12 protein-coding genes are annotated in these 15,517 nt (G+C 68.8%); 5 read left to right on the forward strand and 7 right to left on the reverse strand.

What is annotated here, in order from left to right; translation table 11 throughout:
- Nucleotides 1-19 precede the first annotated feature (19 nt).
- The 3 genes from Q8S40_RS11190 to Q8S40_RS11200 all read right to left on the reverse strand — a co-directional run bounded on the left by Q8S40_RS11190 (nucleotide 20) and on the right by Q8S40_RS11200 (nucleotide 3,251).
- Nucleotides 20-352: a hypothetical protein gene (locus Q8S40_RS11190; protein ID WP_304807476.1), complete on the reverse strand. Its 333-nt coding sequence runs from the start codon at nucleotides 350-352 to the stop codon at nucleotides 20-22.
- Entirely contained in the window at nucleotides 349-2,763 is a 2,415-nt protein-coding gene (gene ppsA, locus Q8S40_RS11195; protein ID WP_305670459.1) for a phosphoenolpyruvate synthase, read from the reverse strand. The genes Q8S40_RS11190 and ppsA overlap by 4 nt, the downstream gene beginning before the upstream one ends.
- A 257-nt stretch (nucleotides 2,764-3,020) precedes the next feature.
- Entirely contained in the window at nucleotides 3,021-3,251 is a 231-nt protein-coding gene (locus Q8S40_RS11200; protein ID WP_305670460.1) for a DUF2934 domain-containing protein, read from the reverse strand.
- 431 nt (nucleotides 3,252-3,682) lie between these two features.
- On the opposite strand from Q8S40_RS11200, the gene Q8S40_RS11205 reads away from it, so the two are divergent.
- Together Q8S40_RS11205 and Q8S40_RS11210 are read left to right on the forward strand one after the other, a co-directional pair.
- Nucleotides 3,683-5,149, forward strand: coding sequence for an FAD-dependent oxidoreductase (locus Q8S40_RS11205; protein ID WP_305670461.1), 1,467 nt, complete (start codon nucleotides 3,683-3,685; stop codon nucleotides 5,147-5,149).
- A 250-nt stretch (nucleotides 5,150-5,399) separates the two neighbouring features.
- Nucleotides 5,400-6,662 (forward strand): ferredoxin reductase family protein, encoded by a 1,263-nt coding sequence (locus Q8S40_RS11210; RefSeq protein ID WP_305670462.1) that lies wholly within the window; start codon nucleotides 5,400-5,402, stop codon nucleotides 6,660-6,662.
- A 108-nt stretch (nucleotides 6,663-6,770) separates the two neighbouring features.
- On the opposite strand, the gene Q8S40_RS11215 is transcribed toward Q8S40_RS11210, so the two are convergent.
- The 4 genes from Q8S40_RS11215 to Q8S40_RS11230 form a co-directional block, all read right to left on the reverse strand.
- Nucleotides 6,771-7,085 carry a hypothetical protein gene (locus Q8S40_RS11215; RefSeq protein WP_305670463.1) on the reverse strand — a complete coding sequence of 105 codons (315 nt, stop codon included), beginning with the start codon at nucleotides 7,083-7,085 and terminating at the stop codon, nucleotides 6,771-6,773.
- Between the two features lie 197 nt (nucleotides 7,086-7,282).
- On the reverse strand, nucleotides 7,283-8,179 hold the full coding sequence (locus Q8S40_RS11220) for a universal stress protein (protein WP_305670464.1): 897 nt from the start codon (nucleotides 8,177-8,179) through the stop codon (nucleotides 7,283-7,285).
- Nucleotides 8,180-8,477: 298 nt separating this feature from the next.
- On the reverse strand, nucleotides 8,478-11,453 hold the full coding sequence (locus Q8S40_RS11225; protein WP_305670465.1) for a cation-transporting P-type ATPase: 2,976 nt from the start codon (nucleotides 11,451-11,453) through the stop codon (nucleotides 8,478-8,480).
- Nucleotides 11,454-11,527: 74 nt separating this feature from the next.
- A complete protein-coding gene (locus tag Q8S40_RS11230) occupies nucleotides 11,528-12,256 on the reverse strand; it encodes a GntR family transcriptional regulator (RefSeq protein WP_305670466.1) in 729 nt (242 codons plus the stop codon).
- Between the two features lie 365 nt (nucleotides 12,257-12,621).
- Here Q8S40_RS11230 and Q8S40_RS11235 point away from each other — a divergent pair, with 365 nt between their 5' ends.
- Genes Q8S40_RS11235 through Q8S40_RS11245 form a run of 3 tightly spaced genes read left to right on the forward strand, consistent with a single transcriptional unit; the run spans nucleotide 12,622 to nucleotide 15,517 of the window.
- Nucleotides 12,622-13,632, forward strand: coding sequence for a tripartite tricarboxylate transporter substrate binding protein (locus Q8S40_RS11235; RefSeq protein ID WP_305670467.1), 1,011 nt, complete (start codon nucleotides 12,622-12,624; stop codon nucleotides 13,630-13,632).
- Complete coding sequence (locus Q8S40_RS11240) at nucleotides 13,629-14,699, forward strand: ketopantoate reductase family protein (RefSeq protein WP_305670468.1); 1,071 nt, start codon at nucleotides 13,629-13,631, stop codon at nucleotides 14,697-14,699. Before Q8S40_RS11235 ends, Q8S40_RS11240 begins: the two co-directional genes overlap by 4 nt.
- The gene (locus Q8S40_RS11245) at nucleotides 14,696-15,517 is read left to right on the forward strand and encodes an alpha/beta fold hydrolase (RefSeq protein ID WP_305670469.1); all 822 of its coding nucleotides are present in this window, start codon (nucleotides 14,696-14,698) and stop codon (nucleotides 15,515-15,517) included. The genes Q8S40_RS11240 and Q8S40_RS11245 overlap by 4 nt, the downstream gene beginning before the upstream one ends.

Here is a 15,517-nt window from a genome sequence, read left to right on the forward strand (position 1 = left end):
GCGATGCCGCGCGTCCCTGTCACTCCCAGCTCAACCCACCGCTCCTGGGGGCAGACCCCTCGCCTGCGACCTTGGCATTCTCGCCGGATGGCGTGCCCTCAGCCCGTGCGCTGCCGCGACGGTCGAGCGCCTCCACCGCTGCGACCGCCAGCGCCGCCACCTGGACCAGCCGTTGCCGCGCCTCGACGTTGGAGCCTTCGCGCGCCTTCACACGCGCCCAGGCGGCATAGTCCCCGATCAGTTGCACGAAGCTCGCCAGGGGCAGCGCATCATCGCGCTCCTCGCCACCCCACTGCGCATCCTGCCGGGTCCGCTCAGCCCCAACCTCGGCCAGCACACTTTGCGTCGTCATGATGTCACTTCCTTTACGGTAGCCAGGCGCGTTTCCACTTCCGCCACGCGCCGTAGCGTGCCGGCGAAGCTGTCCGGGTTGAGCGAGATCGAATCGATGCCCTGCTCGACCAGGAAGGCGGCGAAGTCGGGGTGGTTGCTCGGTGCCTCCCCGCAGATGCCCACGGTCACGCTGCAGGCATGGGCGCGCGCGATGACATCGGCGATCATCCGCGTCACCGCGGCATCGCGCTCATCGAACAGGCCGCGCAATTCCGCGGAATCCCGGTCCACGCCGAGCACCAGCTGCGTCAGGTCGTTGGAGCCGATGGAGAAACCATCGAAGCGCGCCGCGAATTCCTCCGCAAGGATCACGTTGGATGGGATTTCGCACATGACATAGACGTGCAGCCCGTCGCGACCACGTTCCAGCCCGTGCCGCGCCATCTCGGCCAGCACCTGGTCCGCCTCGGCCGGGGTTCGGCAGAACGGCACCATGACCACGACATTGTCGAGGCCGATCTCCTCGCGCACCCGCACCAGCGCGCGGCATTCCAGGGCGAAGCCCTCGCGGTAGCGATCGCTGTAGTAGCGGGAGGCTCCGCGCAGCCCGAGCATCGGGTTTTCCTCGACCGGCTCGAAGGCGGTGCCGCCGATCAGGTGGGCATACTCGTTGCTCTTGAAGTCGCTCAGCCGGACGATGACGGGGTTCGGGTGGAAAGGCGCGGCGAGCTTGGCGATGCCGCGCGCCAGGCGATCCACGAAGAACTCCGTCTTGTCGGCGAAGCCGCGCGTGAGGGTCTCGATCTCCTGCCGCGCCGCCGCGTCCTGCACGCGGTCGAAATGCACCAGCGCCATCGGGTGGATGCGGATATGGGCGTTGATGATGAACTCCATCCGCGCCAGCCCCACGCCGGCCGAGGGCAGCCGCCACCAGCGCAGCGCCGCGGCGGGGTTGGCCAGGTTCAGCATCATCTTCGTGCGGGTCTGGGGCAGCCCGGCCAGGTCGATATCCGCCACGGAGAAGTCGAGGGTGCCGTCATAGACATGGCCCTGGTCGCCCTCGGCGCAGGACAGCGTCACCGCCTGGCCATCGCGCAAGGTCGCCGTCGCGGTGCGGGTGCCCACCACGGCGGGCAGGCCCAGTTCCCGGCTGACGATGGCGGCGTGGCTGGTCGGGCCGCCCTGGTCGGTGACGATACCCGCGGCGCGCTTCATGATGGGCACCCAGTCGGGGTCGGTGGCCTCCGTCACCAGGATGGCGCCGTCGCGGAACTGCGCGATGTCGCGCGGGCCGCGGATCAGGCAGACATCGCCGGTCGCGATCGCGTCACCGACGGCCGCGCCACTGACCAGGGGCCGCGCCCGCCGGTCCTTCAGCCGCCAGGTGCGCAGGCCGCTCGACGCCGCGCGCTGCGCCTGCACCGTCTCCGGCCGCGCCTGCACGATGTGCAGCGCCTGGGTTTCGCCATCCTTGGCCCATTCCATGTCCATCGGCCGGCCGTAATGACGCTCGATCGCCACGGCCCAGCGGGCCAGTTGCAGGATCTCGGCATCGCTGAGCACCAGTGCATCGCGCTCGCGCCGCGTGGTTTCCACCATCGCGGTGCGGGCGCTGCCGCCGGTGGCGTAGATCATCTTCCGGTCCTTGGCGCCGCGCGTCTTTTCCAGGATCGGCGTGAAGCGGGGCTCATCGAGCAGCGCCTTGAAGACCAGGTATTTGTCGGTCTCCACCGTGCCCTGCACCACCGTCTCGCCCAGCCCCCAGGCGGCGCTGATCACCACCGCGCCGGGGAAGCCGGTTTCGGTGTCGATCGAGAACATCACGCCCGAGCCCGCCAGATCCGAGCGCACCATGGTCTGCACGCCGATCGACAGCGCGACATCGAGGTGATCGAAGCCCTGCGCCTGGCGGTAGCTGATGGCGCGATCGGTAAACAGCGAGGCGTAGCAGCGGCGGCAGGTGTCGAGCAGTTCCTGCTCACCGCGCACGTTCAGGAAGCTTTCCTGCTGCCCGGCAAAGCTCGCCTGCGGCAGGTCCTCGGCGGTGGCGCTGCTGCGGACGGCGACGGCGGGTGCCGCCGCGCCACCGCGACGGCGGCCAAGTTCGCGGTAGGCGGAGCGGATCGCCTCTGCCGTTGCCGGCGGAAACTGCCCTGCCAGGAACAGCGCGCGGATCGCCTCGCCCACCTCCTGCAGCGTCTCATCCCCGGCGGCGAGTGCCGCAAGGCGCGCGCGCAACGGCGCCTCGATCCCGTTGGCGGCAACATAGTCGCGGAAAGCGGCGGCCGTGGTCGCGAAGCCATCAGGAACGCTGACGCCTTCCTTCGCGAGGCTGCGGGCCATCTCGCCGAGTGAGGCGTTCTTGCCGCCCACCTTTGGCACATCCTGAAGCCCAAGTTCCCCGAACCAGATAATGGCGACGTCCGACATGGTGGCTCCCTTTGCGTTATCGGGCCGCGCCTGCGGCGCGTGCCTGGCCTTGAAGGCCATTGGGCCACGCCACGGACCTGGCATGGCTCGCGTCCGTGCACCCATGGCCAAGCCGCCGGATCAGACCCAGGCGCAGGTCCTGCTGCAGCGCGGCAGGGCCCGATTTGCCCAGCGGCGCTGCCCGCCCTCGTTCGCTGACCGGTCGAGACTGGTGCGGCATGGACGACCTGCGCCGCTGCGCCTCGCGGAAAGCCGACTCAGTGCTTTGCCGGGCCTTTGGGCACGACCGGCGTGTCTGCGCGCGGATCAGCCGCTAGGGCGCTGGCCTTGACCTCCTGCTCACCGGTGGCGGGCAGCGAAACGCTCAGCATGCCGCAGGCCATCATCCAATGGTCATCGGCGCGCCCTTCCGGGCAGCCTTCGTCGAGCCAGAGGAAATAGGCGATTTCGCGGAGCTGGCCTTCGTCCTGGCCATCGGTCTGGGGCATCTTGTCCTCCATTTTCTTGGGTGCGTTTCTTGGGCGAGGTGGAATTCTCACCTGACATTGCGGCGTGATGCATTGATGCGCATCAAGCGGCATGGCGAACCGCAGGTGGCGCGCAAGGTTGTCCCGATGCGTGCAGACCACGGCGCCTCAATCACCGAAGGTGCGAGGCTTCGTCGATTGATGGGAGGGCGGATCGGCCGCATCCGTCACCAGCCGCTGGCCGGATTGATCCAGGTCAATGCAGCGCCCGGCCGAGCACATCTAACAATCAACGCATATGCGGTGCCACGCCTGAAAGCATCCGGGCACCGCTGGCCTCCCCCGGGCCAGAGACCAGCCTTCGACGGGTGAAGATTCGGGCGCCCGGACTGAGGCGTTCGCACCAGCAACAGCCGGTATGGGAAGCAAACGCAACAAATAGGGAGGGCCAAATGACAGATCGAACATCGCACAACCCGAACCGGCGCGGCCTGCTGTCGGTAGCAAGCGTCGGGCTCGGCGCCGGCATGGCGGCATTCGGCGGCGCACAGGCGGCCACCCTGCCCACACCGCAGACGCAGCATCGCGCGGATGTGATCGTGATCGGCGGCGGCATGGCTGGCTGCGCGGCCGCGCTGGAGGCGACCGAACGCGGCGCATCCGTGATCGTGCTGGACAAGGCCGGGCGCCTTGGCGGCAATTCGATCCTTGCCGCCGGCATCTTCGCGCTGCCGCTGGGCGATTCCGCAGCTGCGCGGCAGGACTTCGCCCGCGAATACGAACGCATCGGACAGGGTCGCGGCAATGCCGAGATCTTCGCGCTGATGGCCGAGCATGTGCGCGAGAACATCGCCTGGCTCGAGCGCAACGGCGTCGCCTTCGGGCCCGAGGGCGAGAGCGCGCCGTTCCGCGTGGCGGTGCGGACCGTGGGGCCAGGGGCGTGGCGCGGCATGCCCGTGCTGTTCCAGGCCATGCGCGAACGCATCGAGGCGCGCGGCGGACGTTTCGACTTCGGCGTGAAGGCACGTGAACTCGTCATGGACAACCGCGGCCATGTCGTCGGCGTCCGTGCGGCGGGGCCGGATGGCCTGGTGGATTACCTCGGCCGGACCGTGGTGATCGCCGCCGGCGGCTACGCGGCAAACACCGCCATGCTTGAGGCCTTTGCTGACCCGAATGCGGGCGCCCTGATGGTGCGCGGCTATCGCGGTGCCACCGGCGACGGCCACCGCATGGCCGAGGCCGCAGGCGCGGGCCTGCGCGGCATGGGCGGGATGATGGCGCTGCACATTGCGGCGGTGGACCCGGACTCGACCGCCGCCGGCCAGCCGGCCTTCGCCATCCCCCACGCGATCAGCATCAACCGCGCGGGGGAGCGTTTCGTCGACGAATCGCGCGGCTATGTCGCGCATGGCAAGGCGGTGCTGACGCAGCCGCAGGGGCTGACCACGCTGGTGTTCGACCAGCGGATCGCCGAGATCGAAGCCGTGGCCGGCGTGGTCGGAAACTTCCGCCGCCTCGGCCTCGACGTGCATCAGGCCGACACGATCGAGGCGCTGGCGGCCAAGGTCGGCCTGCCACCGGAGGCGACGGCCCGCACCGTCAACGCCTTCAATGCGGCGGTGCAGGACGGCGCCGCGCCGGGGGCTTCACCGCCGAAGCGGACGCTGGCCCGCAAGGTGGAAAAGGCACCCTTCTTCGCGCTGCACCCGCTGGTCCCCGGCATCACACTGACCTTCGGCGGCGTCATGACCGACACCTCCGCGCGGGTACTGGAGGCAGACGGCCGCGTCATTCCGGGCCTGTTCGCCGCCGGCGAGGGCGCGGGCGGTGCGTTCTTCGAGGACTACATCGGCGGCGGCGCGCTCACCATGTGCCTGGTCATGGGAAGGATTGCCGGACGCAGCGCGGTCGCGTAGCGCCCGGCCATTCCGTCACGAAGCCGGACCGCAAGGTGCGAAACCTTCCCGCATCAGGCAGAGGACCGGTGTCGCCGCGGTCCGTAGCCGACGCGCAGCGACCATTCGCCGAATGTCCAGAAGGTGACGCGCTGCGCCTGAAACGCGACGATCGGGAGGAAAGATGCCACACCACGGCTCCAGGCCAGCGCCGCCGGTTGCGACGGGACTGACGCTATCGGTTGCCGCGGCTTTGCTGGGCTTTGTGTTGTTGGCCTGGCTGCCGCTGTTGCTGGCGCTCGGCGCGGCGGAGGAGCCTGGCGGCTGGCACGAGGAGGCGGGGATCGCGCTCGGCCTGGTCGGCCTTTCGCTGCTGCTGCTGCAATTCGCCCATTCCGGCCGCTGGCACCTCGTCTCCGGCCGCAGCGGCATCGATGTCACCATGCGCTTCCATCGCGCCGCCGCGATCCTCGTCCTCATCATGGTGCTGCTGCATCCGGTGCTTTTCGTGCTGCCGCTGCTGCTGGATGATCCGGCGCGCGGCCTTGCACGGTTGCACGCGATGTTCACGAGCCCCCGCATGACCACGGGCAAGATCGCCTGGATCGCCCTGGTCGCGACCGTGTTGCTCGCACTCGGCCGACGGGTCATCCCCTATCAGCACTGGCGGCTGCTGCACGGGTTGGGCGCGCTGGTCGCGGCCGCAGCCGGCGTGTGGCACGCGCTGGAGGTCGGGCTCTACTCCAGCTTCCCCCCGCTCGGCGCGCTGTGGTGGGCAGGGCTTATCGGCGCCACGCTGCTGTTGGCCTGGGCATGGGGCTGGAAACCCTGGCGCGCGGCGCGCGCGGGATGGCGCATCGGTGCCGTGACGCCGCTCGGTCCGGGCTACTGGGACGTCACGGTGACGGGCCCCACGCCGCCGCGCTTCGCTGCGGGCCAGTTCTTCTGGCTCGCCTTCGGTCGCGCCGCCCCCTGGGACGACAACCCCTTCTCGGTCGCGTCGGCGCCGGGTGCGTCCGACCTGCGCTTCGTGATCCGCGAGGCAGGCGACCGCACGCGCACACTCGGTAGCATGCCAGTTGGCCTCCCGGTTCGGCTCGACGGCCCACATGGGACCTTCACGCTGGAGCGCGCCGGCCCCGGGCCGCTGCTGCTGGTCGCCGGCGGGGCAGGCATCGCGCCCATACTTTCGCTGGTACGCGCCTTGGACGCCGTGGATGACCCCCGTCCCGTGGCGCTGCTGCATTGCGCGCGCACGCCCGACCGCCTGGTCTGCCGTGCCGAGATGCTGGCGATCGCGGAACGGCGCGGCTGGCGCTGCCGATTCCTGGCCGAGGAAGCCGCTTCCGAGGGGGTCGCGCAGGGCCGCCCTGACCGCGAGGTACTGGCTGAACTGCTGCGCGGCATGCCGACGGAGGACGTCACCGTGATGATCTGCGGCCCGGAGCCGATGACCATGTCTGTGATGCGCGACCTTGAGACGTTGGGCGTGCCCTCTGCGCACCTCGTCTACGAATTGTTCGACTATGCGTGAGCCTCTGCCCGCAGCAGAGCGGCGCCTCCGCTGGCGTATCCGAGGGCTGCTCGGGCTGGTGGCTTTTGGTATCCTGGCCTTCGCGCTCCGCGGGCTGTGACCCTCGGCTCAGCGTGACCGGTGGGTCATCAGCCAGGCGATGATGGCCGCCCGCCGCCCGGCGTCCGGCGCATAGTGGTCCGGTAGGAAGCGCTCGAGAGTCGCGGCGCGCTCCGGCGGCGGTATGTCCAGGTAGCGCCGCATGAAGCGCGCCGGCGTGCGGTGGCAGGAAGCGCAGTCCGCCGTATACGCCGCCTCGCCCAACGCGATCTGCTGATCGGTGGCTGAAGCCGGCGGCGCAGCCAGGCCCACGCCTAGCGCGATGAACAGCACCGGGGCCGCTTTCGGAACGGCCGCGCGTAAGGCGCGGAGGATGTATCGCACGATTTTGCCTCCCCCGATGATGACTTGAACATAGGCCGGCCGGCACAGAACTGGCCAGCACGGTCCGGCAACACGAAGGACCACTCACGGTGTTGCGGGTGCCGCAGAAGGTAGTGGACATCGCCCTGGCCGAGCGGAGCTTTCGGCTGCGGCAATCCGTCACGAATTGCACCATCTGCGTCACGGGGCCGCGATGGTCATGTTGCCTGTGGCGGCACCGCCAGCACGTCGCAGTCGAGCGTCCGCAACGCTTCCTCGGCGACACTGCCCAGCACGAGCCGCCCGATCGCCCCGGAGCCCCTGGTCCCCATCACCACGAGATCGGGCGAGAGCCGATCCACCGCGCGCCGGAGGGCCTCCGCGGGCGCCCCCTCCTCAAGCGCAATGGGCGGCAGTCGAGATCCGAAACCAAGGTCGAGGCCGCTCAAGAACTGGCCGAGTTCCCGGCGTGTCTGCGCGGCGGTCGCCGCCACATGCCCCGCGATTGCCTCCGCCGAGAGATCCGCCAGCACCATGCTGCCGCGGCCCGGCTGTTGAAAGGCATGGAACACCGTCAGCTCCCCGCGCCCGGCGAAACCGAGCCGGATCGCTGCGCGCAGCGCCTGCGTGGCGGGCTCGGACATGTCCACCGCGGCCAGTACGCGCTTGTAGGGCCGCTCGGCAGGGCGATTCACCATCAGCACCGGCCAGCGGCCCCGGCGCATCACGCGTTCGATGGTCGTGCCGATGAACATGTCGAGCAGCAGGCGCTTGCGGTGCTCGCCCATCACGATGAGGTCGACGACCTCCTCCTCGGCAACGCGGATGATCGCGTCGAAGGGGTCACCCGCCTCCACGCGGAGACGCGGCGCCAGGCCCTGTATTTCAGGCATGGCGCGCGCCTGCTCAGCCAACAGCGAGGTGACCTCCCGTCGCTCGCTCGCGACAAGGACCTCCGGCTGATCGTTATCCACCACCGAGAGGAGCACCAGTTCGGCCTCTGCTTCCCGCGCCAGCGTCGCCGCGCGACGCAGCGCGCGGTCCGAGCGTGATGACAGGTCGGTCGCGCAGAGCAATCGCATCGTCGCTTCCTCCATTAACAGCTTGTCATCCATGTAGTAGGCGCAGCCCCCGAGGGGCAAGGTCGAGGGGCGCCGTCTAATCAGCTTCGTCACGCTGCGCGACCTGGCGGTGTGCGCTACATCGACAAGTCGGCCGCGAGCGGATGAGCGGCACGGCGCTGGCGTCAGCCGCACCGGATCCCGGACGGCTCCGCCTGCACCATGCGGCCGAGCAGTCGCCCCCAGAGCATTGCGCGGTCCGAGCAACAGGGGACCGATGGAGGCGACATCTCCACCATGGTCTCCTTCTACGAGGAGATGGTGATCGGGCAGACCGAGTTGCGCTCCACGGCTATTCGCCCCGAAACCGATCGCGCAGGAAGTGCTTCTCGACTTCCAGCAGCACGAAGCTCGCCGCGCCGATGGCCACGATCAGGACACCATCCGCGAGCGTCAGCGGGCTCGACCCAAAGATGGCGTTCATCACCGGCAGGTAGGTGAAGGCCAACTGCCCGACGATCACGACGGCCAGCGCGAGCAGCACCGGCGTCGTGCCCTTCACCCCGGTGTAGGTGAAGGAGGTCGTGTGCAGGTAGCGCACGCTGAAGAGGTAGAAAATCTCCAGCACCACCAGCGTGTTCACCACCATGGTGCGCGCGGTTTCCAGATCCCGTCCCTGGCCTAGCGTCCAGAAGAAGACGCCGAGCGAAATGCCAGCGAACAGCAACGACACCACGACCACGCGCCACAGGATGAACGGGGTCAGCAGCCCCGCATTGGGCCGGCGCGGCTGGCGGCGCATGACACCCGGCTCCGACGGCTCGAAGGCGAGCGCCAGGCCGAGGGTGCCGGCCAGGATCAGGTTGACCCACAGGATCTGCACCGGCGACATCGGCATGGCGAAGTTGAAGAAGATCGCCACGATCACCGTCAGCGCCTCGCCGCCATTCGTGGGAAGTGTCCAGCCGACAACCTTGCGGATGTTGTCATGCACCGTGCGCCCCTCGTGCACGGCGGCGACGATGGAGGCGAAGTTGTCGTCCATCAGCACCATCTCGGAGGCTTCCTTCGCCGCCTCGGTGCCCTTGATTCCCATCGCGATGCCGACATCGGCGCGCTTGAGCGAGGGAGCGTCATTCACTCCATCGCCCGTCATGGCGACGACCCGCCCCTCGGCCTGGAGGGCTTCCACGATGCGCAGCTTGTGCTCGGGGCTCGTGCGCGCGAACACCACCGTCTCGCGTACGGCGGCGGCAAAGCCCTCAGGCGGCAGCCGGTCGAGATCCTGCCCCGTCAGCACCGCCGCATCCGCGCCGAGGCCAAGCTGGCGCGCGATGGCCTGGGCGGTGGCGGCGTGGTCACCGGTGATCATGCGCACGCCGATGCCGGCCGACTGGCATTCGGCGATGGCCCGGATCGCCTCCTCGCGCGGCGGATCGATGAAGCCGATGATGCCGAGGAAGACCAGCCCCTGCACGACATCGGCGAAGTCCACGCCCTGCGAGCCATCAGGCATGGGGCGCATGGCGAAGCCGAGGACCCGTTCACCCGCCCCGGCGGCCTCTGCGATCCGCGCTGACCAGAAGCCGGCATCGAGCGGCGCGTTGCCACCCGCTTCCTGCTGTCGGTCACACATGGCGAGAACCGCCTCCGGCGCGCCCTTCACCAGCACGACCTTCTCGGCCAGCGGCATGTGGTGCAGTGTCGCCATGAAGCGGTGCGCGGCATCGAAGGGGATATCGTCGAGGCGCGGCCATTCGGCTCGCGCCTCATCAGCATTGAACGCCGCCTTCATGGCCAGCGTGACCAACGCCCCTTCCATCGGGTCGCCCTCGACATGCCAGGCCGTGTCATCGCGGCGCAGCCTGGCGTCGTTGCACAGCAGGCCAGCCCGGATCAGCGACAGCGCCGTGGCGTGGCCTCCTGGCCCGTCCTCCACGAAGAGGCGATGTTCGGCCGGATCATAGCCGGCGCCCTGCACCAGCAGCGTCTCCCCGGACGTAACGACCCGCCGCGCCGTCATTTCGTTGCGGGTCAGCGTGCCGGTCTTGTCGGAACAGATCACAGAAACCGCACCCAGCGTCTCCACCGCCGGGAGCCGCCGGATCACAGCGTTCCGCGCTGCCATGCGCTGGACGCCGATCGCCAGGGTGATCGTGATGACCGCAGGCAACCCCTCCGGCACCAGGCTGACCGCCAAAGCGACGACGGCGATCAGCGCCTCGTCCCAGGCGAAGCCGCGCAGGCCGACAGCAAAGGCGAACAGGGCGGCTGCACCCGCAAAGGCGAACCAGGTGAAGCGTTGCCCAAAGCGATTGATCTGGCGCAGCAGGGGCGTCGTCAGCTCCTCGACGTTGCCGAGCAATTCGCTGATCCGGCCGATCTCGGTATGGAGCCCCGTGGCGACGACCACCCCGGTACCCTGCCCCGTCGCCACCAGCGTGCCGGAAAAGGCCATGCCGTGTTGGTCACCCAGCGCGGCCGCGCCGGCCGTCGGCTCGCTACGCTTCGTGGACGCAACGGATTCACCGGTCAGGATCGCCTCGTCGATCCGCAGGCTGCGGGCCCGCAGGATGCGGAGGTCCGCGGGCACGCGGTCACCGGCTTCGATCAGCACGATGTCCCCGGGCACGAGCTCCGCCATTGGCACGCTGACGCGCTGACCGTCCCGCAGGACATGTGCCTTGGGGGCGATGAGGTCGCGGATCGCCGCGAGCGCGTTCTCCGCCTTGCCCTCCTGGAGGAAGCCCACGATGGAATTGACCAGGACGACGGCGAGGATCACGCCACTGTCGACGAGATGCCCGAGTACGGCGGCCGCCAAAGCGCCGGCCAGCAGGAAATAGATCAGCGCATTGTTGAAATGGGCGAGGAAGCGAAGGAAGGGGTGCCGCCGCGTTCCTGTCGGCAACGCGTTGGGGCCATGTTGCAGAAGTCGCCGCTTCGCCTCCTCGCTGGTCAGGCCCTTGGGGGAGGAGGCCAGCTCGGCCAAGATTTCGGCAGCCTCACGCGCATGCGCCGCGGCGCTGAACCTGCGTGTGTCCGTTGCAGTTTCCGTCAAGGCGAATGTCCCGAAAGGCCCCACCAAAGGGGAGCGTCGATGCGCAGCCACTGTAGTTGCACCAGACCGCGGGACAAGGCGAGGGCGATATGCGCGCCGCTGCGCAGATCGGCAGTGCCCCGTCGGCATGGCTGCTGGTTGAGCAGCCGCGGCGCGGCCATGGGCCCGTGGCCAGACCGGCGGCCTTCTGCTGCGCCCTCCCACCGGCAAGCCACCGCACATGATCCGCAGGGGCAGCAGCAGCGCCTTGGCCACCGCGCCGCCCATCAACCGACCGTCGCGGTCCGCCCGTTGCGCAAGGGCCGCAGCCGCGTGAAGCTCCGGCGGACCGGAGCCCGTTGTCACCCAGGGACGGAAACGGGCACGCTGCTCATCCGCGCCAGCGTCTCGGCGGTGCGCGACAGATGTTGCGCGATGAGGGATGCGGCAAGCTCCGGCTGCCGCGCCGCCATCGCCTCGATCAGTTGCCAATGCTCCGCCTGCTGATGCGCGACACCAAGGTCGGCGGCCCCCGCACGCACGTAACGCTCAACATTGGTCCGCTGCACGCGAATCAGCTCGATCAGGCGTGGCCATCGCGATGCGGCATGAACACCGTCGTGGAACGCCGCATTCAGTTTCATCCATGCCTCGTCGCGCGTCGCGTGCCGGTCCATCCGGCGCAGGATCCGGCGCAGTTGACCGAGTTCGGCATCCGTGACGTTCAGCGCCGCCTGCGCGAGCGCCAGGCGCTCCAGCGCGATGCGGATGGCAAACAGCTCGCGCAGATCCTCGGCCGTCAGGCGCGTGACCTCGACCCCGCGATAGGGAAGAACCTGGATCAGGCCCTCCCCTTCCAGCTGCTTGAGCGCGTCGCGCACCGGTGTCCGGCTGACGCCATGCCGGTTTGCGATCTCATCGATGTCGAGCCGCGCACCCGCGGGGATGCGCCCCTGCAGGATGTCCAGCCGCAGCGCGGCCGCCACCGCTTCCTGCCGGCTCGGGTAAATAATATGCGCCAGGGCCGGCGTTACCGATTTTGTCGGCGCGGACGCGACAGACGGCTTGCGCGATGGTTTTGGTGGCGTCATCGTGGCACTAATATATTATGCATGGGTCGCTCGCAAAGGCCCCAAACCCGCCGGGACAGACGGATCCGGAGACTTGGATCAGGTCTCACCGCATGGTGGCAACAAGGATCGCGCATGAGGCTCATCCCGCCCGACCGGATGGCTGAAAGCCCGGACGCCAGCGCCGTCCTTGGTCGGTTCGCGAGGGCTCTCCGCCATCGGTCGCCATGGACGCCAGGGCACCGCATTGCCGGGGCGGCGGCGGCACCGGACATTCTGCCCATCGCACTGGAATGGCAGGAACAAGCAGAATCCTGGGGGATGAACCCGGGATCGCAGGGAAGCCAGGTCACGCGCCACCATCAGCCAGAACAGGAGACGGCATCATGGTTCCATCATTGAAGGCCCGGGCGCTCCACCTGCCCGGCCTGACGCGCCGCACGGCGCTGCTCAGCCTCGGCGCCGCCGCGCTCGCAGGTCCCGCGCGCGGGCAGCCCGCCGCATGGCCGACGCGGCCGATCCGCATCCTGGTCGGCTACCCCGCCGGTGGAGCGAACGACCTGGTGGCGCGCGCGGTGGCGACGCCGCTTTCGCAATCGCTTGGCCAACCGATCGCGGTCGAGAATCGCACCGGCGCCGCCGGCACCATCGCAGCCGATGCCGCGAAACGCGCCGAGCCGGATGGCACCACGCTCTACATGATGTCGAGCGCGCAGGTCCTGGCACCCTTCGTACGCCGCGACGTCGGCTTCGACCCGGTGGCGGACTACACACCGATCGCGATGTGCGCCTCCGCGCCGTATTTCCTGGTGGTGCATGAGAGTGTGCCGGCGCGCAACGTGGCGGAACTGGTGGCCCTGGCCAAGTCACGGCCGGGACAGCTGAGCTACGCCTCCTCCGGCGTCGGCGCAGGCCCGCATCTGACCTCCAGCCTGTTCATGAGCGTCGCGGGGATCGAGCTTAACCACATTCCCTATCGCGGCGACGCCGATGCGCTGGTGGATCTGGTGGCAGGGCGCGTGCAGGTCTCCTTCATCTCCGTCCCGCCGACCTGGCCACATATCGAGGCCGGGCGGTTGCGCGGCCTGGCCGTGTCCAGCGCCGAGCGGCTTGCCATGGCGCCGGATATCCCGAGCGTGGCGGAAAGCGGCTATCCAGGGTTCGACATGGGCGCCTGGTGGGGCCTGGTCGGGCCGAAGGGTCTGCCATCGGCCATCGTCGATCGGGTGGCGACGGCGGTGCGCCCGATCCTCGACGGCGCGGAATTCGGACAGCGCTTCGCCTCGCAGGGCATCTCGCCCGCCCGCGATACCCCCGCTTCCTTCGCGCAGCGCATCGCCGCGGACAAGGTGAAGTTCGCCGAGATCGTACAGCGCGCCGGCATCACGCCGACATGACGCCACGCGGGTGCGTCGTGCTGCTGGGGGGCGGTGCGGTCGGCAGCCTCATCGGCGGCGGGCTCGCAGCCGCCGGGCATGAGGTGGTGCTGGTGGATGGCTGGCACGACCATGTCGAGGCGATCCGCGCCGATGGCCTGCTGATGACCACACCGGAAGGCGCGCAGCGGGCGCGGCTTCAGGCCTGGCACCTCGGCGATGCTCACCGGCTGCGCAATGTCCGCCCGGATGTCGCGTTCCTTACCGTGAAGCTCTACGACACGGATTGGGCGGCGGCGCTGCTGGAAACCTGGCTGCCGCAATCGGTCCCGGTCGTGACAATGCAGAATGCGCTGGTCGAGGAACGCGTGGCGCGCATCGTCGGGCATGGCCGGACCCTGGGCGGGATCGGCAGCGGGCTCGATGTGTTCATGGCCGGGCCGGGCGAGGTGCGGCGCACCCGCAAACGCGGCGCGGCAGGGGGCACCGTCTTCAAGATCGGCGAGATGCATGGCCGCCGTACACCACGCGCGGAGGCCATTGCGGCAATGCTCTCGGATGTCGATACCGCCGGCGTCACCACGGATCTCTGGACCGAGCGTTGGGTGAAGCTGACGGCCAATACCATGACATCAGGCCTGTCCGGCCTTACGGGCCTGTCCCTGAAAGCCGTGTATTCGGGCGAGGAAACGCGCCGTATCGCGATCCGCCTCGGCGCCGAGGCGATCACGCTCGGCCGTGCGATGGGCTTCACGCTGGAGCGCCTGTTCGGCCTGCCGGGCGAGGCCTGGTTGCGCGCGGCGGCAGGCGATGCCGAAGCCGAAGCCGCGGCGCTGGACACCATGGCGGCCCAGGCCGCGAGCATGGTGGATGGCGGCATGTCCGGCACGCTGCAGGACCTGTCGAAGGGACGTCCCACCGAGGTCGCCTTCTTCAATGGCTTTATCGCGACCGAGGCCGCGCGGCTCGGCCTCGCCGCACCGACCCATGCACGGGTTGCCGCGCTGATCGCCGAGGCCGAAAGTGGTGCCCTGCCACTCGGCCTCGGCAACCTTGCCCTGATAACCGCAGGAACCACCGCGACATGACGACGCGCCAGACCTTCACCGCAAGCGACGGGCTCAAAATCGCCTATTATATCGACGACTTCACCGATCCCTGGACGCAGCCACCGGTTCTTGTGCTGCTGCATTCGGCGATGGGAAATTCGCAGCGCTTCTATTCCTGGGTACCGGCGCTCGCACGGCATTTCCGGGTGGTGCGGATGGATCTGCGCGGCCATGGCGGGTCCGACATCCCGCCCGCGGACATGCCGCTCTCGATGGACCGCTTCGTGCGCGACGTCGAGGAACTGATGGATACGGTTGGCGCGAAGCAGGCCCACATCGTCGCCAATTCCGCCGGCGGCTACCTGGCGCAGAAGCTGGCGATCACGGCACCGGAACGGGTTCTGGGGCTTGCCGTCGTCGGTTCCACGCCGGGGCTGAGCCCAAGCGCCCTGGACTGGCTGCCGCTGATCGAGAAGGAGGGGCTGACGCCCTTCCTGACACGCACCATCCACATGCGCTTCGACCTCGCCTCCACCGACCCGGGCATGATCCGCTGGTTCCTGGAACAGACGGCGGAGAATGACCCCGCTTATGTCGTACGCTTCATCGGCTACATGGCAACCCAGGAGTGGAGTGCGGAGCTGCCGCGTATCAAGGCGCCGACGCTGGTCATCTATCCGGGTGGCGAGACGGTGGGCAGCGCCAACAGCTACGATTCGATGCGCGAGCGCATCCCGGACGTGACCATGATCGAGTACGAGCACATGCCGCACAACATCGCCGACATGATGCCGGACCGCTGCACCACGGATATCCTGGCTTTCCTGTCAACGAAGTTCGGCACAGCGAAGGTCTGA

The organism is Falsiroseomonas sp. (genome assembly GCF_030695085.1).
GTDB lineage: Bacteria > Pseudomonadota > Alphaproteobacteria > Acetobacterales > Acetobacteraceae > Falsiroseomonas.